Raw genomic sequence first — 26910 nt, 5'->3', positions numbered from 1 at the left:
CGGCTTCTACGCCTGGTGGTACCCGCGGCAGTGGCTGACCGCGGGGGCCTGGTTCAAGCACGGGGAGATGGGGCCTTTGGCGTGGCACGGGCGCTTTATCGAGCGCTGCGCGCACCGCCTGGCTCGCGGCATTTTTCACGCGATGGCGCGCTACCAGTTGAAGCTGGAGCGCCGGCAGCTGCTCCTCGCCCGCCTTGTCGACATCGGCGTCTCGCTCTTCGCGATGTCGGTGGCCTGCAGCCGTGCGCTCTCTCTCGCGAAACAGCGCAGCGATTGCGCCAACGCGATCGAGCTGGCCGACCTGTTCTGCCGCGAGGAGCGCAAGGAGATCCGCCGCCGTTTCGCTGCGCTCTTCGACCGCGACGACGCGCGGGCCTACCGCCTCGCGGGGAGCTTCCTGAAGGGCGAATACGCCTGGCTGGAAGAGGGCATCCTGGCCGCGACGGAATCCCTTCGCAGCGCGCCGGAGAGCCCGGAGACCCGGCTCCGCGGGACCGGCTCGGATTGACCCCTCCGGTACCGTCCCCTTTTCCCGCAACTAAGGACCCTCCGCCTCGATAAGCCCCCAAGCTCGGGGCGATTTCGAATTATTAATTCACAAGCTGTTGGAATAACGAGAAAAGGGAAGGGCCTTGACTCCACCCCCTTACACCGTCCGATTCTCGAGCGAACCCGCCTTGGAGGGCCTCTTCCAGGACTTGCTCGCTGCCGGCCAGACGCGGCGCGATCTGGATCAGGGCTTTGCCTCTATCGACTATTCCCGCGTCCGGGGCGGCGCCTCCCAAGGCGCCTCCGACCGCAGCCTGGACAGCGCGGAGCTCTTCCAAAGGATCACCGCCGTTTCCGGACTCACCTCCGCCTACCGGCGCTTCGCCGGCGAGGCCTTGCCTTGGGAGCCGGGCTCGGGCGCCGCGACGCAGGCGGCCCTGCAGGCCTTCGACCGGGATCTCTCCGCCTGGCGGGCGGCCAACGCCCTCCCCAGCGGGACCAACCTGGACTTGGCCCGGCACATCTTCGCCTGGGTCACGGACGCGCGGGGGCTGAACCTCTCGGTGCGCCAGAACCTCCCCGAAAGAAACTTCGACGAGACCATCGCCAACCTGGGCGGCGATTGCACCGAGTTCACCAAGGTCTTGATGACGCTGCTGCGGCGCGCGGGCTTCGAGGCCTTTCCCGTCTGGGTGGGCGAGGACAGCCGCGGCGATCGCGTGCAACACGTCGCCGCGGGCATCCGCGTCGGCGGCCGGACGCTGCTGCTCGACCCGATTTACGGGGCCTTCGACGCCCGGCACCGACAAACGGTGCGGCTCAGCGACCGCGAGTTCCTCGCCTGGCACTGGAACCACCGCGCCCTCGACCAGTGGAACGTCTCGGCCGCGGCCGCGCAGGGGCTCTTCCAGCGGGCGCTGTGGATGGACCCGGCCAACCCCCACATCCTGTTCAATCGGGGCCTTTGGCAACGGGACGCGCGCCACGACAACGCGGCCGCCCGGACGGACTTCGAGGCCGCACTGCGGGCCGATCCCCGCTTCTCCGAGGCCCATTACGAGCTGGGCAACATGGAATACGATGCCGGCCGCTACCGTGAGGCCGCGACCCGATACTCTCAGGCCCTGGCCCTGCACGCCGGGGACTCCCGATACCGCCGCAATCTGATTCTGGCCCAATGCCGCCTAGGCAACCTCCCCGAGGCCCGTCGCCAGCTCGACCTGCTGGTCGAGCAAGACCCCCATGCCGAAGGCCTCGCCCAGCTTCGCCGCCTGGTGGGGAGCTGAGCCCTCCGCCTGGCCCCGCCTTGAGGCCTTCATCCCCAAGTTTTTGCTCCGTCTTCCTTTAGATCCGGATTCGGCCAGGTTCGGTGGATTTAAAAATATTATTTATTTTCATATGCTTATATGCTTGATGTCTTTCCAGGGGCTTCTTGCGATGGGATGGCATTCGGTTTGCTTTAAATAAGCTTGCACACGTCACAGCGTATGCCGGGGGCATGCTGATGAAAGAGGCATGCCCATGGGCACCCAGCTTTCCAGCAACCCGAAAAATCCTTCCCTCAGCCAGAAATTCTCGAACATCCAGTCCGTCGCCAAGCTGTGGAACCGCGGTTCGGTCGAGGCCGTCAACCCCGAGACCTTGCCCACCCTCCCCATCGGCACCCTCGAGGGCGTAAGCGCCGCCTCGGTCGAGACCGCCAAACAGCAGGCCGACTTCGACGCCGAGCTGGCCCTCCTGAAGGACAGCCTGTTGCAAGCCCGCCGCTCGGCCATCTTGGCCCGCAGCCAGTCGATCGAGTTGGCCCAGCGCCAAGAGCTCTGCCGCAAGGCCCAGGCCCAGTACGAGGGTGCCCAGGCCTCGCTCCGCAAGCTTGGCGCCCTGGCCCGCCGCCTCGATATGGCCGCCCGCCGCAAGTTCCGCGCCCTGGAAGGGGCCCTCGAGTGGCGCGCCATCCGCCACACCATCCAGCGCAGCGCCGAGATGAACCAGCTCCAGCTGGCCTTCGCGGCCTAAGCCGGTCGAAAATCCCCTCCAGGCCCGCAAACCCGCGTCTTTTGAGGGGTTCGCGCCGCCACCCCCCTAAAAAATGAGGGGGGGCTACCCCAAAATCCTCGCCTTGCGGGATGCGCCGCGTCATTTCGCGCAAAAGTCTGTCCAGACTTTATTATTCGATAACTAATTATAATAACTTACTTTTTTCGTTTCTCCCCATTCAGACCCCAGGGCTGTAAGTGGTATTGGCATATAGCTTGCTTATCTTTTCCCTTGAAGGGTGCATGGCGTCTGACTCCAGGACGAAATGTAAAGGGGCTATTGTGTAGAAAGGGAAAAAACACAATGGCACCGACTAAACCTGCCGCTTCCAAACCCGCTCGTTCCGAAACCGAACAGCTTCTCATCGATATTGGATTACTGGGCGATCCTGCCGCGGCCAAACCCGCGCCCGCCAAGAAGGCGGCCGCCAAGCCGGCCCCCGCGAAGGCGAGCACGGACAACAAGCAGGCCTATGCGGCCTCGCAAGGCCTGAAGGGCGTGACCCGCGGTTACACCGAAGGCCCCTACGGCCTGCGCTTGAGCGACGCCCCGCCCCTGGCCACCAAGGGCCAAGGGATCAAGATGAGCCACGGCATTCGCACCGTGGGCACCGACGGCGCCACGGCCCTGCTCTCGGCGCATCAGCCGAAATTCACCCAGCGTCACCGCCCCACGGCCCCGGTGCTGCGCTACACGGCCGACGTGGATCGCGCCGGCAGCTCGCCCTCCCGCGCGGCAGGCCCCAAGCCCAAGACCCAACCGAAGGTTCACACCCCCGTCGGTTCCTTGCAGGCGACGGGCGTGGTGCGCGGCGAACGCACCTATGGATTCCTTGGCCGAGAGGGCATTGAGGTCCTCTTTGGCGGCGGCAAGCCGGCCTAAGCCAGTAAAATCCGTCATTTGGGGGTATGAGGGGTCAAGCTTCCGGGCTTGACCCCTTTTTTTCGGCGTGAAATAAGGCCTGCATGGCTTTGTACACCGCTTCGCTCTTTTCCTACCGCAGGCGCAAGACCCGCGAGGTCAAGGTGGGCGACGTCGGGATCGGCGGCGCCAATCCCATCCGAGTCCAGTCGATGACCATCTCCGACACCATGGACACCGCGGCCGTAGTCCGCGAGGCGAAGCAATTGGCCGAGGCCGGCTGCGAGATCGTCCGCATCACCGCCCCGACCATCCACCACGCCGAAAACTTGAAGAACATCCGCGAGCAGCTCCGCGCCGCGGGCGTGAAGGTCCCGCTGGTGGCCGACATCCACTTCACGCCGCAGGCCGCGATGATCGCCGCCGACCACGTCGAGAAGGTGCGCATCAACCCGGGCAACTACGCCGACCGCAAGCTCTTCGCCGTCAAAGAGTATACTGACGCCGAGTACGAGTCCGAACTCGCGCGCATGGCCGAAAAATTCATCCCCTTGGTCCGCAAGTGCAAACAGAACGGCGTCGCGATGCGCATCGGCACCAACCACGGCTCGCTCAGCGACCGCATCATGAACCGCTACGGCGACACCCCGCTCGGCATGGTCGAGTCGGCCCTCGAGTTCGTTCGCCTCTGCGAGGCCGAAAGCTATCGCGATCTCATCATCTCCATGAAGGCCAGCTCGCCCTTCATCATGATCGAGGCCTACCGCCTGCTGGCGCAGCGCATGGCCGAACTGGGCATGGACTATCCCTTCCACTTGGGCGTCACCGAGGCGGGGGAGGGCGAGGATGGCCGCATCAAGTCGGCGATCGGCATCGGCTCCCTGCTCGAGGACGGCATCGGCGACACGGTGCGCGTGAGCCTGACCGAGGACTCCATCCACGAGATCCCCGTCGCCCGGCAGCTGGTGAAGAAGTTCAACGACCGGCTTGGCCAAGTCGAAGCGGCGCCGGCCGAGGGCCTCGAGATCTCCTGGGACCCCATGCATCGGCAGCGCCGCGAGAGCCAGGCGATTTTGGCCGGCGAGCGCAAGGTCGGCGCCGCGGCCATGTACGGCGTCGTTGCGACCTATCGGGCTCCGACTGCGACGGTTGCGGATTTTTCGGCACTGGAAACCTGGGCCCGGTCGCGGAAGGGCGAGGAGCCCGTCATGGACCTGCTCTTCCTCGAGGCGCCGGCGGGCGCCGGCACCGAGGTCCTCGACGCGCTTCGCGACCGCGCCGCCGAGCTATTGCCGACGACGCAAATCGGCCTCGTCGTCTCGGATCCCACGGCGGCCCGCGAGGCCCTGGTGGTCTGGGACGCGGCCCGGTTGCGGGTCCAGCCGGAGATCGCCTCCGAGCAGCTCAAAGAGCTGGCCCGCCTCGCGCAGAAGAACCAAAAGCTCCTCGAATTGCGCTTCGACTCGGTCGCGGCCCTGGTCGACCGCCTGCCCATACTCAAGCTTTCCGCGCCGCTCGCGCTCAGCCTCGACTCGCGGCAGCCGATCTACGACTACCGTCGCTTGGCGGCCCTGTTGGCCAAGGAAGGGATTCGACACCCGATCCACCTCGCGGTCGACGCCAAGATCTTCGAGGACGTCACCCTCGAGGCCGCCTCCGCCTTAGGTTCGCTTTTGATGGACGGCATCGGCGACTCGATCGAGATCGGCGGGGCGGCGCCGGGCGAGGCGACGCGCCTGGCCTTCAACATCCTGCAGGCGAGCCGCCTGCGCATCAGCAAGGCCGAGTTCATCGCCTGCCCCTCCTGCGGGCGCACGCTCTTCGACCTGCAAGAGACCACCCAGCGCATCAAGGCGAAGACCCAGCATCTCAAGGGGGTCAAGATCGCGATCATGGGCTGCATCGTCAACGGTCCCGGCGAGATGGCCGACGCCGACTTCGGCTACGTCGGCGGGGGCCCGGGCCGCATCCACCTCTACGTCGGGAAGGACTGCGTCGAGAAGAACATCCCCTCCGAGGTCGCCGACGAAAAGCTGATCGAATTGATTAAAAAGCACAACCGCTGGGTGGAGCCGCCGGCGGCCTAGCGCCCCGCCTTGAGCGGGTGTCTGCCACGATCCTATGAAACAATCCCAACTCTTAATCCCCACCCTCCGCGAGGCCCCGGCCGACGCCGAGGTCGTCAGCCACCAATTGATGCTCCGCGCGGGCATGATCCGCAAGACCGCCGCGGGGGTCTATTCTTTCCTGACCCTGGCCCTGCGGGTCCTGGAGAAGATCGAGAAGATCATCCGCGAGGAGATGGAGCGCGACGGCGCCCAGGAGGTCCTACTGCCCGTTGTCATGCCGGCCGAGCTCTGGAAAGAGACCGGGCGCTGGGATTATTACGGGAAAGAGCTGCTGCGCTTCAAGGACCGGCACGACCGCGACTTCTGCATCGGGCCGACTCACGAGGAGGCGATCACCGACCTGATCCGGCAGAACGTCAACTCCTACCGGCAGCTGCCGCTTAACCTGTTTCAGATCCAGACCAAGTTCCGCGACGAGATCCGCCCGCGCTTCGGCCTGATGCGCGGCCGCGAGTTCGTCATGAAGGACGGCTATTCCTTTCACGCCGACGAGGACGACGCCAAGAAGACCTACTGGCTCATGTACGAGGCCTACAAGCGCATCTTCGCGCGCTGCGGCCTGGTCTTCCGGCCCGTCGAGGCCATGACCGGCGCGATCGGCGGCAGCCTGAGCCACGAGTTCCAGGTGCTCGCCAAGAGCGGGGAAGACCCGGTGTTGACCTGCACGCGTTGCGACTACGCGGCCAACGTCGAGAAGGCGGCGGTGCGCGGCTCGGTCGATCCGGCCAAGGTCGAGAAGGTCGCTGGAAAATTCCAGAAGGTCGCCACCCCCGGCAAGACCAGCGTCGAGGAGGTCTCGCATTGTCTCGGCGTGCGTCCTCAAGACTTGGCGAAGATCCTGATTTACGAGAGCGAGCAGGGCCCCATTGCGGCCCTCGTCCGCGGCGACCACGAGCTGATCGGCGCGAAGCTTGAGCAGGTCGCCGGCGTGCGCAAACTCGAGATGGCCTCGGCGGCGACGATCGAGGGCGTCCTGAAGAGCGCGGTGGGCTTCACCGGGCCGGTGGGACTGAAGGCCCCGCTCTACGCCGACTTGGCCGTGGCCGAGATGAAAGACTTCGTCACCGGGGCCAACGAGCGCGATTTCCACCTGACGGGAGTCAACCTGGGCGACTTCGAGGCGAAGGGCTTCTTCGACCTGCGGCGCGCGACCGCGGGAGACGCCTGCCCGAAGTGCAACGAGGGGCTCTACGAGGAGCACCGCGGCATCGAGGTGGGGCAGGTCTTCTTCCTCGGCACCAAGTACTCCGCGGCGATGAACGCCAAGTTTTTGGACGAGAAGGGCCAGGAGCGCGTCATGACGATGGGCTGCTACGGGATCGGCGTCAGCCGCACCGCGGCCGCCGCCATCGAGCAAAATCACGACGCCAACGGCATCGTCTGGCCCTATCCCATCGCGCCCTTCCACTTCCACCTGGTGACGCTCAACGTGGGCGACGCGGCGGTGCTGCAGGCGAGTCGCGAGCTCTACGAGGGGATGCGGCGCGCCGGCCTCGAGGTGCTCTGGGACGACCGCGACGAGAGCCCGGGGGTGAAGTTCAAGGACAGCGACCTGCTGGGCATTCCCTACCGCGTGGTGGTCGGCGGGAAGGGACTGAAGGAAGGCCTGCTGGAAGTGAAGGCCCGAAAGACGGGCGAGGTGGAGAAGGTGCCGCCGGCGCAAGCGCTGGAGCGCTTGCTGGAAATTCATCGCGGGCAATAATTCATGCGCAAACTCTCCAAGCTCATCGTCGCCCTCGACCTCGACAGCACCCGCGAGGTCGAAGCCATCCTCAAAAAACTCGGCCCCGCCGTCGATTTCTACAAGGTGGGCCTCAAGCTCTTCACGCACTACGGCCCCGACGTCCTCAAGCTCTTGAAGCGGCGGCGCAAGCGGATCTTCCTCGATCTCAAGTTCCACGACATCCCCAACACCGTCGCCGAGGCCTGCCGCGAGGCCGTGCGCAATCGCGTGGAGATGCTCACGCTCCACGCGAGCGGCGGCTCCGAGATGATGCGCGCCGCGGTCGCCGCCACCCGCGAGGAGGCCCGGCGCCGCAAGGTCCCCGCGCCCTTTCTGATGGGGGTGACCGTCCTGACCTCGATGGATTCCCTCGAGGAGTTCGGCCTCGCCGCCACGCCCGCCGAGCAGGTCGGGCGCCTCGCCCGCCTGGCTCAGGCCGCCGGGATGGACGGCGTGATCTGCTCGCCGCAGGAGATCGCGATGCTGCGCGCCGCCTTGCCCCATTCTTTCAAGATCGTGACGCCGGGCGTGCGCCCGGCCGGCGCCGAGCGCGGCGACCAAAAGCGCGTCAAGACCCCGGAGGAGGCCTTCGCCCTAGGCGCGGACGCGGTGGTCGTGGGACGCCCGATCCTGGCAGCCGCGGATCCGAAGCGGGTCGCGATGGAAATTTTGAAAAAGAAATGACCCTGAAGCGAGGCCGAGGATGCCCTTCGCCTATTACCGCCGCCTGAACGCCGCCCAGAAGAAGATCTACCGCCGCAGCGACGGCATTACCTCCCTCCAGATTCCTCAAGCCGAGCGGTTTCAACCCCTGGTCGCCTATCTTTCCCAGGCCCTCGCCGCGGGCAACCAGCCGCGGACCCAGGAAGGGGCCCAGGCCTTGGTCAACGCCTTGAACCGGGTCTTCGGCACCCCGGCGGTCCGCGTCAAGGTGCTGGAGCGGCGGCCTTCCCACAACTGGGGGGAGTTGCACGGCCTCTACGAGGCGAAGCGCGGCGCGACGCCGGTGATCACCGTCTGGATGCGCACCGCCAAGCGCATCCAGGTGGTCGCCTTCAAGACCTTCCTGCGAACCCTCCTGCACGAAGTCATGCACCACCTCGACTACGCACTGCTCAAGCTAGGCGATTCCTTTCATACCGAGGGCTTCTACCAGCGCGAGTCCAGCCTCTTGAAGCAGCTGCTGCCCGAGGGACAAGCCTCGGCCACCGCGCTCGCAAGCAAGCCCTAGGATTTTTTCAGCAGCTCCATCACCTTCTGCATGTCTTCCCAGACGGGGCGCTTCATCGCGGGATTTCGCAGCAGGAAGGCGGGGTGGTAGGTGGGCATCATCTGGATGGAGCCTTCCGGCAGGCTGGTCTCGAACTTGGCCTTCACGATCGCGGAGGGCCAAGGGTGAAAACGGCCGCGCAGGCCGGTGATCTTGGCCTCGGTCTGGAGCAGGGTCTGCACGGCGAAGTTACCCAGGCCGACGATCGCCTTGGGCTGGATGGTCTCGATCTGGCGCAGCAGGTAGGGCTCGCAGGTGGCGATCTCGTCGGGGGCGGGGTTGCGGTTTTCGGGAGGCCTACATTTGACCACGTTACATATATAGACATCTTCCCTCTTGTATTTCATCGCCTCGATGATCTTGGTGAGCAGCTGCCCCGCGCGCCCCACGAAGGGCTCGCCCTTCAGGTCTTCGTCGCGGCCGGGGGCCTCGCCGACGAACATCAGCTCGGCGCGGGGATTGCCGACGCCGAAGACGATGTGGGTCCGCTGCTCGCAGAGGCGGCAGCGCTTGCAGTCGCCGATGTCGGCGCGGATCTCGTCGAGCCGGGCCTGGGCCTCATGGGGATCCAGCAGGACGGGGCGGGGGAGGGAAGCGGGCTGGGGCATGCGGGGCTCCTGGGGAAGGGCCGGCGCCGCGGCGGCGACCTGCGTCACGGCTGGCGCCCGGGCAGGCGGAGGCGCCGCGAGGGCTTGAGGGATTCCGCCGGCGACGGGCAGCTCCCGCTCGCCGGCCAGGTAGAGGGCCTCCAACTTTTTTCGCGCAAGCTCTTCCGTTTTCATGGCTCTTGTTCTAACCTGCCTGCATGCTGCTCTACGGCCTTTTGGCGGCCCTTGTCTATCTCCTTTTGCCCGCCGCGGCCTACGCCTGGGGGCCCGGCGCCCACATGAGCTACGCCCTGCACGCCTTGGCCAACGCGGCCCTTTTGGCGCCGGCGATCCGCGCCCTCTTGAAGAAATTTCCCGAGACCTTCCTCTACGGCACCATCGCCGCCGACATCATCGTCGGCAAGAAGTATGCGGGCGAGCTCTACCACTGCCATCACTGGGACGTCGCCCTGCCGATGCTCGACCGCGCCGAGACCGAGCGGGAGCGAACCTTTCTCTACGGCTACCTCTCCCATCTCTCGGTCGACACCGTCGCGCACAATTTCTTCGTGCCCTACAAGATCATCCGTTCCTACGAGACCCTTACCTTGCGCCACACTTATTGGGAGATGCGCTTCGACCTCAAGATTGACCCCAAGGTCTGGACGACGCTTCAAGAGGTGGCGGAGGGGGATTACCAAGAGCTCGACCGCTTCCTCGAGCGCAGCCTGAAGCGCACCCTGTTCAGCTTCAAGACCAACAAGAAGATCTTCGACAGCCTGCTGCTCGTGCAGCGGATGAACAAGTGGCGCCACGCCGCCGAGCTCTTGGCCAAGCGCAGCGAGTACGAGCTGGAGGACAAGGACGTCCGCGAATACAAAAATCTCTGCCACGAGGTCTTGATCGAATTCCTGCAGGGGCCCGAGAAGGCGCGGGTGCTCAGGGCCGACCCGGCCGGGCAGCTGAAGCTGCTCTATGCCAAGGAGATGGTAAAGGACCTGCGCAGCTACACCCGGCGGGGGCTGGTCAGCCGGTCCGGCGCCCGGGGGCTGGTCGGGGAGATCAAGGAAAGGCTCAAGGAGGGGATCTACAAGCCGGTGGACCTCCCGGTCATCACCGACGCGCTTCAGTAAGTTATTGGATTGGCTTAGAATATTTATATAGTCCCTTTGACAACTTAAGACCCTGGCGGCTCCGATAAGAGGGACAGGGGCCTGCAAGGGCTGGGTTTCCCTCATCACGAAAGGAACGGTTCATGAAAAACTGGAAGGCATTAGGTCTGGTGGTCTTGCTCGCGACTTTCACTTACACCGGCTGCGATAAGGGCCAGAAGGCGCCCCAGGCCCCGGCGGCCGAGGATCAAGGCCCCGCCCAAGTGACGACGGGCGAGGAGGTCGAAAAGGCCCTGGTCGACGGCTGCGAGGGCAGCGGGGATTTTCTGGCCCCCTTCAACAGCGGCGATTTCAAGACGGCCAACGGCCGCGCCAGCTGCGCCTTCAATGACAGCGTGAAGGCCAATCCCGATAAGCCGGATACCAAGGCGGCGCTGATCGCCTTCCTTTCACGATTCGCCCTGGCCTTCGAGAGCCCCGAGGTCGAGTTCCTTCTCTTGCAAAAGGTCCAAGCCAACAGCCTCTTCGGGCCGAGCGGCAATCCCAGCAACCTCGACCCCATCATGGACGGGTTGACCGGCAATCTGGACAACTGGCCGATGATCCTGCACTATCTCAAGAAGCAGATGGACGCGGGGCGCACGCCTAACGACGTGGTCGGCAAGGTCTTCGAGTTCATCGACCGCAATTTCGGCGACTGGCACGTCCTGGCCAAGGCGATGTCGCGGGATCCGGGCTTTTTGGAGGTCGAGATCAGCGGGGCCTTCGTCGGGAAGCCCTCCGAGGTCTTCAAGGTCAATTTTTCGGACGCCTCCGCGGCCGACTTTTACATTACCTTGGGCCGCGCGGTCTCGAAGGTGTTCTCTCATTACGACATGGGCGTTTCTTCGGCGGCCAGCCTGGCCGACGTTAACGCTTTGGCCGCCGATCTCAACGCCGACGCCAAGTTCCTCAGCCTGAAGGCCGACGGAAACGCCTCGGAGGCTGGCCCCTACCTCGACTCGCTTTTCACCGCGATGATCCAGGCCGCGGCCAACTTCAAGGTAAAGCCGGGCATCATTGTGGGCAGCGGCGATGCCTACCCGAAGCAGTTGGACGACGCGCTGATCGCTAGTCAGCTGAAGGAATCCCTGAAGGGGCGCATGGTGTGGATGGCCGCCTCGGATTATTCCTTCGCCATCGATCTGAAGAAGATGTTGGCGGATCTCCCGGACGCGAAGACCATTTCCGTGCCTCCCGTAAAGGTCGTGGGAGGAAATTCCATCGATTTCAACGAGGACTTCCTCAAGCAGTTCATTTCGGGATTTTCGATCCTCAAGGAATAGCGGTTCGAATTTTCGGTTTCAAAGCCCCTCGCGAGAGGGGCTTTTTTTTTGGCGCCGAAATCCGGTCGGCAGACCGCCTGCGGCCTGAACCAAGCCTCTTGTCGGCGGCTCGCTAGACCAGCTTTTCGACCGCGTCGAGGATCCGTTCGGCGACGGCGGTCTTCGGCATTTTTTCGAGCGGGGTCGCCTTCCCGCCGCGGTCGATCAAGGTGACGCAGTTGTCCTCGCCGGCGAAGCCGATGTCCCGCTGCGAGACGTCGTTGGCGACGATCAGATCGAGGTTTTTCTTCTTCAGCTTTTCCTTCGCGTTGGAAATCAAAGCCTCCGTCTCGGCGGCGAAGCCTACCAAGACTTGGCCTTTGCGCTTGGTCTTGCCCAGGGTGAGCAGGATGTCGGTGGTGGGTTGGAGCTCGAGCCGCAGGGCGCGGCCGTTTTTCTTCAGTTTTTGCGGCAGGGCCTTCGCCGGGGCGAAGTCGCCGACCGCGGCGGTGCCGATGAAGAGGTCGGCCTGGGGGAAGTGTTTTTCGCAGACCTCCCGCATCTCGGCGGAAGAAACCACGTCGATCCTGCGCACCCCCTCGGGTGTCGGCAGCGCGACCGGTCCCGCGACCAAGGTGACCTCGGCGCCGCGGCGGCGCGCGGCCTCGGCCAGGGCAAAGCCCATCTTGCCGCTGCTGGGATTGCTGAGGAAGCGGACGGGATCGAGGAATTCGCGGGTGGGCCCCGCGTTGATCAGGACCTTAAGCCCCGCGAGGCTTTTTTTTTTGCCGGAGCCTCCGTCCGAGAAGTGGCGCTCGACGGCGGAGAGGATGACCTCGGGCTCGGCGAGGCGGCCCTTGCCCTCCCAGCCGCAGGCCAGGTAGCCCTCGGCGGGTTCGACCATGCGGTAGCCCCGGCGGAGCAGTGTCTGGACGTTGTTCTGAACGACGTCCTTCTCCCACATGTTGACGTTCATGGAGGGCGCGAAAAAGACCGGCGCGCGGGTGACGAGGGCCACGGTGGTCAGTAGGTCGTTGGCTATGCCGTGGGCCAACTTGGCGATGAGGTCGGCGGTGGCCGGGGCGATCAAGAGCAAGTCGGCCTCGTCGGCCAGCTTGATATGGCTCATCTCGGATTCTTCGGTCAGGCTGAAGAGGTCGGTGTGCACGGGGTGTTGGGAGAGGGCCTGGAAGGTCAGGGCCGTCACGAATTGCTGGGCCGAAGGCGTCAGGACGACGTGCACGTCGGCGCCGCGCTCGGTGAGGCGGCGGAGCAGCTCGCAGGACTTGTAGGCGGCGATGCCGCCGCCCACGCCGAGCAGGATCTTTTTACCTTTCAGGCTCACGAGAACTTTATACCAGGAAAGAGATTCTTACCGAAACAAGAAAAACGCGGTACACTGGGCGGCATGTTGCATCCCGAGGAACGCGGCGAATTGTTGGGTCTGGCGCGCGGCGCCGTCGAGCGAAAGGTCCGCGAGGGACGGGAACTGGTCTTGCCCAGCGAGCTGCCGGCCCTGCACCGTTCCGGCGGGGCCTTCGTCAGCCTGCACCGGCTCGAGGATCTGCGGGGCTGCATCGGTCGCATCCGCTCCGCCGCGCCGCTCTTCCGGACCGTCCAGGAGATGGCCGTGGCGGCGGCCACCCAGGATTACCGCTTTTCTCCCGTCCGCTTCGAGGAGCTGTCGGAGCTGCATTTCGAGATCAGCGTCCTGTCCGATCCGGAAATCCTAAAAGACGTTTCGCAGATCCGCGTCGGCGAGCACGGCCTGATCGTCAGCGCCGGGAGCCGCAGCGGCCTGCTCCTCCCCCAGGTCGCGACCTCCTACGGCTGGGACGCCGAGACCTTCCTCAGCCATACCTGCGCGAAGGCCGGCCTTCCGATGGAGTTCTGGAAACAGGGCCGGGTCCTCATCGAGGCCTTTACGGCGGAGGTATTTTCTGAGAAAGAAATCTAAACAATGGATCGAAATTCCAAGCTCCCTATTGCTATAAATAGATCGCCCCGGTGCGGGGAAGAGAGTGTCCCTGGAGGGACCGAGGACTGTCTGAGCTGACATAAAACACCCCATGCTGAATTCACTGACCGCCAAAAAATTCGCCTGGCTCCTCGGCAATCTGTCCTTTCACATCGCAGGATACCTGGGCATCAACGCCTACTTGTCGCGACAGGGGGCCAGCTATGACCTCGCGATCGCCTTGGACCACCAAATACCCTTCATCAAGTACTTCGCGCCCTTTTACTCGATCGTTTATTTGATTCCGGTCGTCACCTTTTTCCTGTGCTGGAACAACTACCCTCTCATCAAGGCGGCGGCCAAGGCCTTCATCGGAGCAGGGGTGATCTGCTTCACCTGCTTTTTGCTTTTTCCCGTCAAGTACGAGTTGCGCGTCGACCTGCAGCCGCCCTACGATTTCTTCACCCATATCCTCCGGTTTTTTTATTGGATCGACGAGCCCTACAACTGCTTTCCCTCCCTCCACGTCGCCCTGGCGATGATCAGCGCCGCCATCGTCCGCTGGCAGCGTCCGCGCCTGGCGCCGGTCTTTTACCTGCTGGCGGCGATCGTCTCTGCGTCGATATTGTTCATGAAGCAGCACTACGTGCTGGATTTGGCCGGGGGCTTGGGCGTGTCCTGGTTGATGACGGCCCTGTTTCTTGCCCGCGAGCCGCAGGAGGAGACCGAGGTGGTCGAGCCGGCGGCGCCGGCCTGATCAGACGCCGTTGGCGACCGGCGGACCCGAGCGCAGGTAGGTGTAGCCGTTGATGGTCTCTTCGTAGAAGTCGATGAGGCTCACGCCCTCCTTGGGCTTGACCGCGCCCTTGCGCACCTGCTGGTCGATCGCGGTCTTCACCGTCTTGAGCAGCTCGGAAGGGGAGTACTGCACCCGCGAGAGCACGTCTTTCACCCGGTCGCCCGGGATGACCTCCTCCAGATAATAATCTTCCGGATCCTCGTCGTCGCAGAAGACGTGAACCTCGTTGACCCGCCCGAAGAGGTTGTGCATGTCGCCCATGATGTCCTGGTAGCCGCCCAGCATGAACATGCCGATGTAGTAGGGCTCGCCCTCCTTGAGGGGGTGCAGGGAAAGCGTGTCCCGGCTGTCGACGATGGGGTCGATGAAGCGGTCGATCTTGCCGTCGCTGTCGCAGGTGATGTCGACGATGGTCGTCTCGCGCGTGGGCGGCTCGTCGAGGCGGTGGATCGGCACGATCGGGAAGAGCTGGTCGAAGGCCCAGTGGTCGGGTGCGGTCTGGAAGAGGCTAAAGTTGGCGAGGTACTGGTCGGCCAGGAGGTCGCCGAGCTTCGCAGTGTCCTCGGGGACGCGGCGGAGCTTTTCCTGGATCTTGATGATCTCGCGGCAGAGCTGCCAGTGCAGGGTCTCGACCTTGGCACGGTCCTCGAGGTCGAGCAGGCCCAGCTTGAACATCGAGAGGGCCTCCTCTTTCTTAGTGGAGGCGTCGTGGAAGGTGGCGAGGAAATTCTTGCGGTTGAGCCCGCCGACGATCTCGCGCATCTCCTGCACGACCTGGGGCTCCTCTCGGCCGTTGGGCAGGATGGGGTTGCTGCCGATCTCGATGTGGCCGAAGACGGACATGACGATGCAGGAATGGTGGGCCACGATCGCCCGGCCGGATTCGCTGGTGATGTTGGGCTCGGGAACCTCTTCCTCGGCGCAGATCTGCTGGAGGTTGTAGACGACGTCGGAGACGTACTCGTCCAGGGTATAGTTCATCGAGGACTGGCCGGTGGTCTGGGAGCCGTCGTAATCCACGCCCAGGCCGCCGCCGACGTCGAAGTACTCGATGTTGAAACCCATCTTGCAGAGCTTGGCGAAGATGCGCGCCCCTTCCTTGACCGATTCCTTCACCGTGCGGATGTCGGTGATCTGGCTGCCGACGTGGAAGTGAAAGAGTTTCAGGCAATGCTCTTTTTTGGCCTCCTTGAGGATGTTCACCGCCTGCATGATCTCGGGGATGGTGAGGCCGAATTTGGCGAAGTCGCCGCCGCTGTGCTCCCAGCGCCCCGTGCCCTTGGTGGTGAGCTTGGCGCGCAGCCCGACGTAGGGTTCGACCTGCATCTCTTCGGCGACGCGCAGCAGCTGGGGCAGCTCGGAGATTTTCTCGATGACCACGATGACCTTGCGCTCGAGCTTGCGGCCCAGCATGGCCAGGCGCATGAAGGGCTCGTCCTTGTAGCCGTTGCAGATGGTCAGGGCCTGCGGGTCGGTGTTGAGGGCCAGCACGGTCAGCAGCTCGCCCTTGCTGCCGGCCTCTAGGCCGTAGTGGTAGGGCGCGCCGGCGTCGAGGATCTCCTCGACCACCTCGCGCATCTGGTTGACCTTGATCGGGTAGACGCCGAAGTACTGCCCCTTGTAACCGGACTCTTGGATGGCGCGGCGAAAGCTATCGTTAAGCGTGACGACCCGCGAGCGCAGGATGTCTTGGAAGCGGATGATGCAGGGGAAACCCAGCTGCTTCTCGCGGATGTCGTCGACGACGTCCATGATGTCGATGCTGGGGCCCTCGCGGCCGTAGGGCTGGATCGAAAGGTGCCCCTTGTCGTTGACCCAGAAATAATTCGAGCCCCACTTGTCGATGTTGTAGTATTCGATCGCCTTGGCGACCGACCACTCGTTCGCCGGATTTTTTTCGCTTCCCATGGATGTTCCTGGCCGAGGGCTGAGGGCCCTGGGACCGGCAGGCTCCTATAACGAATCCCTTCGGGATTCAAAAAAAATATCACGAAAGGGATATGAATTCACAGATTCGAAACATTGAGCGGATCCTGGGGGAGCGGCTGAAGCCCGTCTTCCTGGAGGTCTTAGACGACAGCGCCAAGCACGCCGGCCACGCCGGGGCTCGCCAGGGCGGAGGGGGTCACTACATCGTCACGGTGGTGGCGGAGGCCTTTACGGGGAAGGGGCTGGTCGAGCAGCACCGGATGGTGAACGAGGCCCTTCGGGAGCTCTTCGGAGGCCAGATCCATGCCCTGGCGCTGCATACCTTCAGCCCCGAGCAGTGGCGGGAGCGGGCTAAGGGCGGTCGGCACTAGCTAGGCCGCCTGCAGGGCCGCCCGGTCGACCCGCTGGTACCAATCCCAGACCTTGCGGTTATCGCGGACCCAGCGGAAGGCCGGCAGGGTCTCGATGCTCTTTAAGATGCCGAAGGCCGCCAGATCGGCCGCGTTGGGCTTATTCCCGCCCAGGTAGTTGCTTGAGCCCAGTGCCTCGGCCCAGTCCTTGAGGCACGTCTTGAGGTGGGCCTCGGGGTCGGCGATGCCCTGTTCCTTAGCGCTCTTCTTGGCCACCATCGTCATGACCAGGGCCCCGGAGTACTTGATGGTCCGCTGCTGGAGCCAATTAAACTTCTCTTGCTGCGTGATGTAATCGAAGGCCTGCAGGGAGTCGCCCAGATTGCGGTAGATCAGCGGCGGCAGGGCGCGCACCAGGGTCGCGTCGGCCCATTTCAGCCATTTCGCCTCCTTTTCGCGTTCGGCGGCGCCTTGGGCGAAGACGGGCGACTCGGGATACTTTTCGTCGATGTACTTCATGATCGGGGTCGAATCGTTGACCTGGTTCCCGGCCGCGTCGATGAAGATGGGGACCTTTTTGTAGTCTTTGGAAAACTTGATCTCCTTCTTGTTGAGGGGATGGACCTCCACGGCCTCGTAGGGGACCTTTTTATAGCCGAGCAGGGCCTTGACCTTCCAACAGAAGGGGCAGACGTTGTACTGGTAGAGCTTGGGGAGGGCAGTCGTTTTCATGCGCCCCCTTTTAGTGGCAAGACCGGCAAAAAACAAGCCCGGGCGTGGCAAGATTTTTCAAAAATTTTCCATCCCGTCACTAACCTTTCGCGTTTCCCATCCATCTTAAGCGGCGAAATCGGCAGGCCCACAAGGCCCCGCCGAGAAAGGAGTGTCGAAATGCGTATCGTGAAGAAGCTGACCAAGGCCGCGGCCCTGGCGATCACTTATTCCATCCTCTGTTTTTCTTAATTCATCCCGCTTCCCTGTGGACTTCAATCACCAGTCTGGCCCCATTCTCCGACGCTTCGGGGAGAGGGGTCCTATCCCGCAGAGGGATGGCCGGGCGGGCTAGTTTAAAAACTTAATAATATTAAACAGATATGTCGTCGGCCTGCCTTGGTTCCTTTGGCAAAGGAATTGCTTTTAGATTAAGGCAGAGGTGAGACGATGGCGGTAATCGATATCGAGTATGGTCGAGCGATCCTGGAAGAGCAGGGTGTTGAAAAGCCGGCGGCCGGTCAAGGCACCCAGGAGTGGGAGATGATCCTGCAGAACAGCTCCTTCGGTCACGAATACGCCCGCATGGAGCTGCAGGAGGCGGGAGACCTGATTGCCCAGGAAGACCTCCTGGACAAGATGGAGAATTACAAACGGGCCTATTTCATGGCGCGGCGCTACCTGAAGCGCGAGAACCCCGAGGCCCTCCGCCGCATCGAGACCGACCTCATGGACCAGAAGGTCCGGATCTTCGGCACCTATACGGCTTGATTTTGTGAGGATGTTACGTTACGGGAAGGCCCGCTCCTAGGGGGAGCGGGCCTTTTTTTATGCCCGTTCCATCCCCCGGCCGATGGGGCGGTCGCCTATGACCGAACTCCTCTACGGTAAAAACCCCATCCTCGAGGCTCTGCGCGCCGGCAGGCGCAAGTTCCATCGCTTCTTCCACTTGAACACCGCGAAATCCGATCCCCAGCTGGAGGAGGCCCTGGAGAACTTTGCACGCCTGGGGGTCCGTTGCAGTGCCGTCGGTCGCGACTGGTTCGAGGGCAGGCTCCCCGGTATTTTGGCCCAGGGTTGGGCCGTGGAGGCAGGCGAATACCCGTATGTAGAACTAGAGGCCTTGCTTCCTAAGTTATTGGAAAAAAAGACGGCTTTGCTATTGGCTCTGGATCAGATCCAAGACCCTCAGAACCTGGGCGCCATCCTGCGGAGCGCCGAGGGCTGCGGGGCGGACGGCGTCCTGATCTGCACAGATCGGGCGACCCACGTGACCCCGGCGGTCTGCAAGGCCTCGGCGGGGGCCAGCGAGCACCTGAGGGTGGCCAAGGTCGTCAACCTCGCACGGGCGATCGAGGCTTGCAAAGAGGCCGGTTTTTGGTCCGTGGGGACCAGCTTGGAGGCGAAGGAGGATGCCTTGGCCTTCGATTGGCCGGCGAAGACCCTCTTGGTCCTGGGTTCGGAGGGGAAGGGGATGCGGCGCCTGATTCATGAGAAATGTGACTTCTTGATTCGACTCCCGCTGCTTGGTAAGATTTCGAGCCTCAACGTCGCCGCCACGGCGGCAGTATGTCTGTACGAAAATTTGAAAAGTCGATCGAAATCGGGTCGGGAGTGAGACGCCGGGGCGGCGCGGCGCGAGGGGCGAAAAAGGTCGCTAAATACCCGTCGATCTTGCTTTATTTAGGCTTGACAGGGCCGGGCCGCGTTACTATACACGGTCCACTTTTTTGAAGGCCACGTCCATTTGACCATGGTGAAATCCTAAAAAATTCAATAATTTTCAAGGATTAGAAAATAAATTTCATAGGCCTTCGGAACCGATTTTGGCTTCGAGAACGAGCGTCGCAACGCGTTTCGGGCCGGTAAGCTTTACTTTGCCGACGTAGCTCAGCTGGTAGAGCAACTGATTTGTAATCAGTAGGTCACCGGTTCGATCCCGGTCGTCGGCTTTTTGCTTTTTGAGAGGATTGGCCATCAAAGCGCGGCGAAGCATGAGCGCGAAAAGAATGAAGCGGAGCTAAAGCGCTTCCTCTGAAAATTTGGAAAGCTCCCATTGGCCCAAAGGAACTTTTGAAAAATGAAAGTACCTTAACCGCTGGGGGTTGAAGGGGGAGGGCGGAAGCCGCCCCCCTTGTTGGGATTGGCACCATGATCGTTTAAGGAAGTTTAGACATAAACTTCCTTAACCGGTGTGGGTTGAAGGGCGAGGAGGCAAACGCCCTGGGCTTTAGACGAGCCCGGCTTTGCCGGGTTCGGCGAATGGAGAGGTGCCCGAGTGGCCAAAGGGAGCAGACTGTAAATCTGCCGGCGTATGCCTTCGAAGGTTCGAATCCTTCCCTCTCCACAGGATGATGTGATTCGAAGGAATGGCGTCGGCGGAAGACGTCAGCGGTGTTTGAAATCGGACGACGGAGCTTGAGAGACACGATCGTCGGCATTTGCGGGAGTAGCTCAGTTGGCTAGAGCATCAGCCTTCCAAGCTGAGGGTCGCGGGTTCGAGCCCCGTCTCCCGCTTATTGAAACCAAATAGTTCCACCGCCCACATAGCTCAGTCGGTAGAGCATCTCCATGGTAAGGAGAAGGTCATCAGTTCGATTCTGATTGTGGGCTCAGCATTGCGATAAAGTTTCGACAAAGTTCTGAAACGGCATGTCAAAAGCTAAATTTGAGCGAACGAAGCCGCACGTGAACGTAGGGACGATCGGGCACGTGGACCACGGGAAGACGACGTTGACGGCGGCGATCACGAAGGTTTTGGCGTCGAAGGGGAAGGCGCAGTTTTTGGCGTACGACCAGATCGACAAGGCACCTGAAGAGCGGGAGCGCGGTATCACGATCGCGACGGCGCACGTGGAGTACGAGACGGACAAGCGGCACTACGCGCACGTGGACTGTCCCGGCCACGCGGACTACGTGAAGAACATGATCACGGGCGCGGCGCAGATGGACGGGGCGATATTGGTGGTGAGCGCGGCGGACGGCCCGATGCCGCAGACGCGGGAGCACATCCTGTTGGCGCGGCAGGTCGGTGTACCGTACATCGTGGTGTTCATGAACAAGTGCGACATGGTCGACGACAAGGAGTTGCTGGACCTGGTCGAATTGGAAGTTCGCGAGCTGCTGAGCAAGTACAAGTTCCCGGGCGACAAGACGCCGATCATCAAGGGGTCTGCGTTGAAGGCGCTGGAGGGGGACACCGGGGAGCTTGGCGAGCAGGCGATCATGAAGCTGATGGACGCGATCGACGAGTATATACCCGAGCCGCAGCGTCCGGTGGACAAGCCGTTTTTGATGCCGATCGAGGACGTGTTTTCGATATCGGGCCGCGGGACGGTGGTGACGGGTCGTATCGAGCGCGGGATCGTGAAGGTCGGCGAAGAGATCGAGATCGTAGGATTCAAGCCGACGCAGAAGACGGTCATCACGGGGGTCGAGATGTTCCGGAAGCTGCTGGACGAAGGTCGGGCGGGCGACAACATCGGGGCCTTGCTGCGCGGGACGAAGAAGGAAGAAGTGGAGCGCGGGCAGGTATTGGCGAAGCCGGGTTCGATCACGCCGCACAAGAAGTTCAAGGCTGAGGTATACGTTTTGAGCAAGGAAGAGGGCGGGCGCCACACGCCGTTTTTCAAGGGATACCGGCCGCAGTTTTACGTACGGACGACGGACGTGACCGGGATCGTGGAGCTGCCTGCGGGCGTCGAGATGGTGATGCCCGGCGACAACGTGGCGATCACGGTGGAGCTGATCACGCCTGTGGCGGCGATCACGGTGGAGCTGATCACGCCTGTGGCGCTGGAGAAAGAGATGCGGTTCGCGATCCGCGAGGGCGGACGCACCGTCGGCGCGGGCGTCGTCACTGAGATTATTGAATAAAGAGGTAGGGGCCGTTCGCGAACGGCCCTCAACAGGTTATGCGCAGCATCATTCAAATGGAGTGTACGGTTTGCAAGAACCGCAACTACTCCACCAAAAAGAACAAGACCAAGACCCCGGATCGCCTTGAGCGGAGCAAGTTTTGCCGCACCTGCCGCAAACACACCCCGCACAAGGAGACGAAGTAATTTTGTTTAATAAATGCCCCCAACAGCAACCGCTGGGGGTTGAAGGGGGAGGGCGGAAGCCGCCCCCTGGGCTTTAGCAAGCCCGAACTTGCTTCGGGCTTGCGAATAGGAGAGTAGCTCAATTGGTAGAGCACCGGTCTCCAAAACCGGGGGTTGCAGGTTCGAGACCTGTCTCTCCTGCCATTTTAAGGAGAGCGAAGGAGAGATAAAGAGACCGCTGGGGGTTGAAGGGGGATCAAGCAGGCAAACCGGCCACGTTGTGGCCGGGCAAACTGCGCGATAGTGATAGAGCGAAGCTACCGAGCTTTGCTCGGAAGCCGCCCCCTGGGCCTTAGCCGATACGGGCTTTGCCCGTGGCGGCGAATAGCCGCAGGTTCGAGACCTGTCTCTCCTGCCATTTATCTCCGGTCCTTCTCTGGAGAGATGTAAACGGTCGGAGCCGAGGAATTCATTCGTCATGGATCGCTATAAAAAATACATCGATTTGGGATTGGGCTTGGCGGCGGTGGCCGTGGGCTTCCTCCTGTATCAATTCCTGCTGCAGATCTGGGACCTGTTTCGCCTGCCGCTGATGGAAAACCTGCCCTTGAGCCTGCCGGCCCTCGTTGCGCTGGTCGTGGCTTTGGGGCTCTTCCTGTTTTTCCGCAGCAATGCGAAGAGCTACAACTTCCTGGGAGAGGTCGCCACCGAGCTGTCCAAGGTCACCTGGCCCACGCGGCAGGAGACGGTCGCCTCGACCGGCGTGATCATCGTGATGGTGGGCATCGCCTCCCTGATCATGTTCGGCTTCGACGCCCTCTGGGGAACGCTGACGGCGAGGCTGTTGACCCTGTAATAAGGACTGAGACGTTTATGGCCCATCATTGGTACGTCGTTCATACCTATTCGGGATTCGAGCAGAAGGCCAAGCTGGCCCTCGAGGAGCGCGTGCGCGCCCTGGGCAAGGGCGAATACGTCTCGGAGATCCTCGTCCCCTCCGAAAACGTGGTCGAGATGAAGAAGGGTGTCAAGAAGACGACCTCGCGGAAGTTCTTCCCCGGCTACATCATGGTGAAGATGGAGCTCAACGAGGACACCTGGCATCTGATCAAGAACACGCCCAAGATCACCGGTTTCGTCGGCAACAGCACAAACCCGCCGATCGTTCCCGAAGAGGAAGTTCGGCGCATCACCCAGCAGATCGACGAGGGCACGCTGCGGCCCAAGCCGAAGGTGAGCTTCGAGAAGGGCGAGAACGTGCGCGTGGTCGACGGTCCCTTCGCCACCTTCAACGGCATGGTCGAAGAGGTGAATCCGGAAAAGGGCAAGTTAAAGGTATTGGTCAGCATCTTCGGCCGCTCCACGCCGATCGAGCTCGACTTCATGCAGGTGGAGAAGACCTAAAAATAGGGGCGAATCTCGTGTTTGCCCTCCCCGAAGGCGGTAAGAAAATCCGCCAAGGCTTAAAAGGAAGCTTTAGCAGAGGTTATTTATGGCAAAGAAAGTCCAAGCGTACATCAAGCTGCAATGCCCGGCCGGCCAGGCCAACCCGGCCCCGCCTGTCGGCCCTGCGCTGGGTCAGCACGGCGTCAACATCATGGAGTTCTGCAAGCAGTTCAACGCGCGAACCCAAAAAGACGCGGGCCTGATCATCCCCGTGGTGATCACCGTCTATCAGGACCGTTCCTTCACCTTCATCACCAAGACCCCTCCGGCGAGCATCCTGCTGCTGAAGGCGGCGAAGGTTCCGAAGGGCTCCGGTACGCCCAACAAGACCAAGGTGGGCACCGTGACCAAGGCGCAGGTGGAAGAGATCGCCAAGCTGAAATTGCCCGACCTCGACGTCCGCGACTTGGCCGCCGCGGTCCGCACGGTCGAGGGAACCGCCCGCAGCATGGGCATCGAAGTGAAGTAAGGATCATCGAATCGAGGATATTATGGCAGGAAAGAAATACAAAAACGCCGCCACGAAAGTGGACCCGGACAAGAAGTACACCCTGGACGAGGCCGTCGGCCTCCTGACCCAGTTGAAGTCGGCCACGTTCGACGAGACCGTCGAAGTGGCCCTGCGACTGGGCATCGACGCCAAGCAGACCGACCAGATGGTCCGCGGCGCGGTGGCGCTGCCGCACGGCTTGGGCAAGACGGTGCGGGTCATCGCCTTCGCCAAGGGCGGCAAGGAGAAAGAGGCCCTCGAGGCCGGCGCCGACGCGGCGGGTTCCGACGAGCTGATCGAGAAGGTCCAAGGCGGCTGGATGGACTTTGATAAAGTGGTTGCCACGCCTGATATGATGGCTTCGGTCAGCAAGTTGGGCAAGGTGTTGGGTCCGCGGGGTTTAATGCCCAATCCCAAGGTCGGCACGGTCAGCATGGACATCGGCAAGGCGGTCCGGGACCTCAAGGCCGGCAAGGTCGAGTTCCGCAACGAGAAGGCGGGCATCGTCCACGCGCCGGTCGGCAAGCTGTCCTTCGGTCCCGAAAAGATTAAAGCCAACGTCCTCTCCCTCATCGAAGGCGTGGTGAAGGCAAAGCCCAGCTCGAGCAAGGGCACCTTCCTCCGCGGCGTCGCCATCTCGGCGACGATGAGCCCGGGGATTCGGATCGACCCGAGCACCGTCGGGGTCGGCTGATATTATTTTTTGAATGGGTGCGTCAAAGACCGTGGGTCCGGCTCTTCACCGAGCCGAATAATGTTAGCGATAACGCCCACGCAGACGGGATTCGGTTTCCCTCTTTACGCGGCCTGAAACAACAACCCACAGCCCTCAACCTCCTTAACCGATGGGGGTTGAAGGCGGAAAGAGAGAGACCATGAATCGAGAGCAGAAGGCACAGGCCGTGGAATCGCTCAAGGAGCGCTTCCAAAGGACCTCGGTGACCCTTCTTGCGGAATATCAAGGCCTCACGGTCAGCGAAATGACCAAGCTCCGCCAGGAGCTTCGCAAAAACGACGCCGAGCTCAAGGTATTGAAAAACACCTTGGCCGGTCTCGCCATCAAGGGCACCGACATGGAGCCCCTGACGAAGCTCTTCGTCGGCCCCACGGCCGTCGTGACGAGCGCGAAGGATCCCGTCGCTCCGGCGAAGGTCCTGGTCAAGTTCGCGAAGGAGTTCGAGAAGGCCAAGATCAAGGGAGGCTTCCTGTCCGGAAAGGTCATGGACGCCGCCCAGATCGAGACCTTGTCCAAACTGCCTTCCCGCGAGGAGTTGCTCGCCAAGCTGCTCGGGTCGATGAACGCCCCGGCGCAGAACCTGGTGAACGTCATGAGCGCGATGCCGCGAAAGCTGGTGACCGTGCTCGCGGCGATCCGCGACAAGAAATCCGCATAAAAGAAACCGTTAATTCGACATCACCCATTTTTTAAAAAAAAAATTTAAGGAGAAATTAAAATGGCTATCGTGAAAGCTGAAGACATCCTGGAAACGATCGAAAACATGACCCTTCTTCAGGTCGCCGACCTGGTGAAGGCCTTCGAAGAGAAGTTCGGCGTCTCCGCCGCCGCCCCCGTGGCGGTCGTGGCGGGCGGCGCGGCCGGCGGCGGCGCCGCTGCGGCCGAGGAGAAGACCGAGTTCACGGTCGTCCTCGCGAGCTCCGGCGACAACAAGATCAACGTCATCAAGGAGATCCGCACCATCACCGGTCTGGGCCTCAAAGAGGCGAAGGATCTGGTCGAAGGCGCTCCGAAGACCGTGAAAGAAGGCGTGAACAAGGAAGACGCGGCCAAGATCAAGGACCAGCTCGAGAAGGCCGGCGCCAAAGTCGAAATCAAGTAGTCCGTCTTCGATATTCAGAAGGGATTTCCCCCTCCGGGCGAGGGGGAAATCTCCTTTTTTCCGTTTTTTGAGCCCGCGTTGACAATTATTCGCTAGGAGACGTCATGAGTTCTTCTCATGTTCCCACCGGGATTTTGCGCAAGGATTTTTCCAAGATCCACAAGATCGTCGAGCTGCCCAACCTGATCGAGATCCAGAAGCTCAGTTACGATAAATACCTCCAGGCCGACGTGGCCCCCGAATCCCGAGCCGACACCGGCCTCCAGGGCGTCTTCAAGAGCGTTTTTCCGATCCGCGATTTCAACCAGACCGCCAGCCTCGAGTTCGTTTCCTACCGCTTCGAGCGCCCGGCCTACGAGGTCAACGAGTGCCGCGAGCGCGGCATGACCTTTTCCGCCCCGCTCAAGGTGACCGTGCGCCTGGTCGTCTGGGACGTCAGCGACGACGCCGGCGGCCGCTCGATCCGCGACGTCAAGGAGCAGGAGGTCTACTTCGGCGAGATCCCGCTGATGACCGACACCGGTACCTTCATCATCAACGGCACCGAGCGCGTCGTCGTCTCCCAGCTGCACCGCTCGCCCGGCGTGTTCTTCGAGCACGACAAGGGCAAGACCCACAGCTCGGGCAAGCTGCTGTATTCCGCCCGCATCATCCCCAACCGCGGCTCCTGGCTGGACTTCGAGTTCGACCCCAAGGACATCGTCTACGTGCGCATCGACCGCCGGCGCAAGCTGCCGGTCACCGTCCTGATCCGCGCCCTCGGCCTCAACACCGAGCAGATGCTGAATTACTTCTACAAGACCGAGACCTTCACCTACGAGGGCAAGAACCTCTTCAAGACCGTCGAGCCCGAGATCCTCACCATGCAGCGCGCGGCGAAGGACATCAAGCATCCCAAGACCGGCGAGGTCCTGGTGAAGAAGGGCCGCAAGTTCAACCAATCGGCCATCGAGAAGCTGCAGAAGGCCAAGGTCAACGAGATCCCCGTCGAGCTCGAAGAGGTGGTCGGCCGTCCCGCCGCCCACGACATCGTCGACAAGGCGACCGGCGAGGTCGTCCTCGAGTGCAACCAGATCCTCACCGAGGAGAAGCTCGAGGAGATCAAGAAGCGCAAGATCGCCGAAATTCCGCTGCTCTTCATCGACAATTTCAACGTGGGTCCCTACATCCGCAACACCCTGTTGATCGACAAGGTGCCCACGACCGAGGAGGCCATCACCGAGATCTACCGACGGCTCCGTCCGGGCGACCCGGCCACCATCGAGACGGCCACGGCCTTCTTCGAAAATCTTTTCTTCAACCCCGAGCGCTACGATCTCTCCAAGGTCGGCCGCCTGAAGATCAACCACAAGTTCGGCTACGACGTTCCGCTCGAGATCACGACCCTGCGCAAAGAGGACATCCTCGACACCATCAAGTACCTGGTCAACCTGAAGGACGGCTTCGGGCAGGTCGACGACATCGACCACCTCGGCAACCGCCGCGTCCGCGCCGTCGGCGAGCTCCTCGAAAACCAATACCGCATCGGCCTGGTCCGCATGGAGCGGGCGATCAAAGAGCGTATGAGCCTCCAGGAGATCGAGACCCTCATGCCGCACGACCTGATCAACCCCAAGCCGGTTTCGGCGGTGGTGAAAGAGTTCTTCGGCTCCAGCCAGCTCTCGCAGTTCATGGACCAGACCAACCCGCTCTCCGAGGTCACGCACAAGCGACGCCTCTCGGCCCTGGGGCCGGGCGGCCTGACCCGCGAGCGAGCGGGTTTCGAGGTCCGCGACGTCCACGCCACCCACTACGGCCGCATCTGCCCGATCGAGACGCCCGAAGGTCCGAACATC

General features: G+C 62.2%; 27 protein-coding genes and 5 tRNA genes. 28 read left to right on the top strand and 4 right to left on the bottom strand.

Features of this window, described 5'->3' with window-relative positions; genetic code table 11:
- Positions 1-632: 632 nt before the first annotated feature.
- From FBR05_10510 to FBR05_10480, 7 genes are all read left to right on the top strand, one after another.
- A complete protein-coding gene (locus tag FBR05_10510) occupies positions 633-1775 on the top strand; it encodes a tetratricopeptide repeat protein (GenBank protein MDL1872624.1) in 1143 nt (380 codons plus the stop codon).
- A gap of 229 nt (positions 1776-2004) precedes the next feature.
- A complete protein-coding gene (locus FBR05_10505) occupies positions 2005-2505 on the top strand; it encodes a hypothetical protein (protein MDL1872623.1) in 501 nt (166 codons plus the stop codon).
- Between the two features lie 324 nt (positions 2506-2829).
- A complete protein-coding gene (locus FBR05_10500; protein MDL1872622.1) occupies positions 2830-3408 on the top strand; it encodes a hypothetical protein in 579 nt (192 codons plus the stop codon).
- Positions 3409-3491: 83 nt separating this feature from the next.
- On the top strand, positions 3492-5474 hold the full coding sequence (gene ispG, locus FBR05_10495) for a (E)-4-hydroxy-3-methylbut-2-enyl-diphosphate synthase (GenBank protein MDL1872621.1): 1983 nt from the start codon (positions 3492-3494) through the stop codon (positions 5472-5474).
- Positions 5475-5508: 34 nt separating this feature from the next.
- A complete protein-coding gene (locus FBR05_10490) occupies positions 5509-7218 on the top strand; it encodes a proline--tRNA ligase (protein ID MDL1872620.1) in 1710 nt (569 codons plus the stop codon).
- 3 nt (positions 7219-7221) lie between these two features.
- Positions 7222-7923, top strand: coding sequence for an orotidine-5'-phosphate decarboxylase (gene pyrF / locus FBR05_10485; GenBank protein MDL1872619.1), 702 nt, complete (start codon positions 7222-7224; stop codon positions 7921-7923).
- Between the two features lie 19 nt (positions 7924-7942).
- The gene (locus FBR05_10480; protein ID MDL1872618.1) at positions 7943-8470 is read left to right on the top strand and encodes a hypothetical protein; all 528 of its coding nucleotides are present in this window, start codon (positions 7943-7945) and stop codon (positions 8468-8470) included.
- Here the strand turns inward: FBR05_10480 and FBR05_10475 are convergent.
- A complete protein-coding gene (locus tag FBR05_10475; protein ID MDL1872617.1) occupies positions 8467-9291 on the bottom strand; it encodes a uracil-DNA glycosylase in 825 nt (274 codons plus the stop codon). The two genes, FBR05_10480 and FBR05_10475, sit on opposite strands and share 4 nt — an antisense overlap.
- Before the next feature lie 23 nt (positions 9292-9314).
- Between FBR05_10475 and FBR05_10470 the strand changes: the two genes are divergently transcribed.
- Both FBR05_10470 and FBR05_10465 read left to right on the top strand, forming a co-directional pair.
- The gene (locus FBR05_10470) at positions 9315-10229 is read left to right on the top strand and encodes a hypothetical protein (GenBank protein MDL1872616.1); all 915 of its coding nucleotides are present in this window, start codon (positions 9315-9317) and stop codon (positions 10227-10229) included.
- Positions 10230-10351: 122 nt separating this feature from the next.
- A complete protein-coding gene (locus FBR05_10465) occupies positions 10352-11533 on the top strand; it encodes a hypothetical protein (GenBank protein ID MDL1872615.1) in 1182 nt (393 codons plus the stop codon).
- Positions 11534-11645: 112 nt separating this feature from the next.
- On the opposite strand, the gene coaBC is transcribed toward FBR05_10465, so the two are convergent.
- Complete coding sequence (coaBC, locus tag FBR05_10460; GenBank protein MDL1872614.1) at positions 11646-12857, bottom strand: bifunctional phosphopantothenoylcysteine decarboxylase/phosphopantothenate--cysteine ligase CoaBC; 1212 nt, start codon at positions 12855-12857, stop codon at positions 11646-11648.
- A gap of 63 nt (positions 12858-12920) precedes the next feature.
- Between coaBC and amrA the strand changes: the two genes are divergently transcribed.
- Both amrA and FBR05_10450 read left to right on the top strand, forming a co-directional pair.
- Positions 12921-13469 (top strand): AmmeMemoRadiSam system protein A, encoded by a 549-nt coding sequence (gene amrA / locus FBR05_10455; protein MDL1872613.1) that lies wholly within the window; start codon positions 12921-12923, stop codon positions 13467-13469.
- A gap of 112 nt (positions 13470-13581) precedes the next feature.
- Entirely contained in the window at positions 13582-14226 is a 645-nt protein-coding gene (locus FBR05_10450) for a phosphatase PAP2 family protein (GenBank protein ID MDL1872612.1), read from the top strand.
- On the opposite strand, the gene speA is transcribed toward FBR05_10450, so the two are convergent.
- The gene (speA, locus tag FBR05_10445) at positions 14227-16176 is read right to left on the bottom strand and encodes a biosynthetic arginine decarboxylase (protein MDL1872611.1); all 1950 of its coding nucleotides are present in this window, start codon (positions 16174-16176) and stop codon (positions 14227-14229) included.
- Positions 16177-16268: 92 nt separating this feature from the next.
- Between speA and FBR05_10440 the strand changes: the two genes are divergently transcribed.
- The gene (locus tag FBR05_10440; protein MDL1872610.1) at positions 16269-16568 is read left to right on the top strand and encodes a BolA family transcriptional regulator; all 300 of its coding nucleotides are present in this window, start codon (positions 16269-16271) and stop codon (positions 16566-16568) included.
- Here the strand turns inward: FBR05_10440 and FBR05_10435 are convergent, their stop codons facing one another.
- Complete coding sequence (locus FBR05_10435) at positions 16569-17279, bottom strand: hypothetical protein (GenBank protein ID MDL1872609.1); 711 nt, start codon at positions 17277-17279, stop codon at positions 16569-16571. It abuts the gene before it with no gap.
- Between the two features lie 429 nt (positions 17280-17708).
- Here FBR05_10435 and FBR05_10430 point away from each other — a divergent pair, with 429 nt between their 5' ends.
- From FBR05_10430 to FBR05_10355, 16 genes are all read left to right on the top strand, one after another.
- On the top strand, positions 17709-18029 hold the full coding sequence (locus FBR05_10430; protein MDL1872608.1) for a hypothetical protein: 321 nt from the start codon (positions 17709-17711) through the stop codon (positions 18027-18029).
- Between the two features lie 82 nt (positions 18030-18111).
- A complete protein-coding gene (rlmB, locus tag FBR05_10425) occupies positions 18112-18876 on the top strand; it encodes a 23S rRNA (guanosine(2251)-2'-O)-methyltransferase RlmB (GenBank protein MDL1872607.1) in 765 nt (254 codons plus the stop codon).
- A gap of 261 nt (positions 18877-19137) precedes the next feature.
- Positions 19138-19210 (top strand) — tRNA-Thr (locus FBR05_10420).
- 312 nt (positions 19211-19522) lie between these two features.
- Positions 19523-19605, top strand: a tRNA-Tyr gene (locus FBR05_10415).
- A gap of 96 nt (positions 19606-19701) precedes the next feature.
- Positions 19702-19775: transfer RNA gene (locus FBR05_10410), tRNA-Gly, on the top strand.
- 23 nt (positions 19776-19798) lie between these two features.
- Positions 19799-19871: transfer RNA gene (locus FBR05_10405), tRNA-Thr, on the top strand.
- A 39-nt stretch (positions 19872-19910) separates the two neighbouring features.
- The gene (tuf, locus tag FBR05_10400) at positions 19911-21134 is read left to right on the top strand and encodes an elongation factor Tu (protein MDL1872606.1); all 1224 of its coding nucleotides are present in this window, start codon (positions 19911-19913) and stop codon (positions 21132-21134) included.
- A gap of 38 nt (positions 21135-21172) precedes the next feature.
- Positions 21173-21322, top strand: coding sequence for a 50S ribosomal protein L33 (gene rpmG, locus FBR05_10395; GenBank protein ID MDL1872605.1), 150 nt, complete (start codon positions 21173-21175; stop codon positions 21320-21322).
- 107 nt (positions 21323-21429) lie between these two features.
- Positions 21430-21505, top strand: a tRNA-Trp gene (locus FBR05_10390).
- A 274-nt stretch (positions 21506-21779) separates the two neighbouring features.
- Positions 21780-22157: a preprotein translocase subunit SecE gene (gene secE, locus FBR05_10385; GenBank protein MDL1872604.1), complete on the top strand. Its 378-nt coding sequence runs from the start codon at positions 21780-21782 to the stop codon at positions 22155-22157.
- A 17-nt stretch (positions 22158-22174) separates the two neighbouring features.
- A complete protein-coding gene (nusG, locus tag FBR05_10380) occupies positions 22175-22705 on the top strand; it encodes a transcription termination/antitermination factor NusG (protein MDL1872603.1) in 531 nt (176 codons plus the stop codon).
- An 88-nt stretch (positions 22706-22793) separates the two neighbouring features.
- Positions 22794-23216, top strand: coding sequence for a 50S ribosomal protein L11 (rplK, locus tag FBR05_10375; GenBank protein ID MDL1872602.1), 423 nt, complete (start codon positions 22794-22796; stop codon positions 23214-23216).
- A 22-nt stretch (positions 23217-23238) separates the two neighbouring features.
- Entirely contained in the window at positions 23239-23931 is a 693-nt protein-coding gene (locus FBR05_10370) for a 50S ribosomal protein L1 (protein MDL1872601.1), read from the top strand.
- Positions 23932-24112: 181 nt separating this feature from the next.
- Positions 24113-24631: a 50S ribosomal protein L10 gene (locus FBR05_10365; protein MDL1872600.1), complete on the top strand. Its 519-nt coding sequence runs from the start codon at positions 24113-24115 to the stop codon at positions 24629-24631.
- A 60-nt stretch (positions 24632-24691) separates the two neighbouring features.
- The gene (locus FBR05_10360; GenBank protein MDL1872599.1) at positions 24692-25075 is read left to right on the top strand and encodes a 50S ribosomal protein L7/L12; all 384 of its coding nucleotides are present in this window, start codon (positions 24692-24694) and stop codon (positions 25073-25075) included.
- A gap of 104 nt (positions 25076-25179) precedes the next feature.
- The coding region (locus FBR05_10355; GenBank protein MDL1872598.1) for a DNA-directed RNA polymerase subunit beta at positions 25180-26910 on the top strand (1731 nt) is incomplete at its 3' end.

It is taken from the genome of Deltaproteobacteria bacterium PRO3, from assembly GCA_030263375.1.
GTDB lineage: Bacteria > UBA10199 > UBA10199 > DSSB01 > DSSB01 > DSSB01.
Note: the sequence above shows the minus strand (reverse complement) of the source record. Positions and strands in the feature narration are given on the sequence as shown.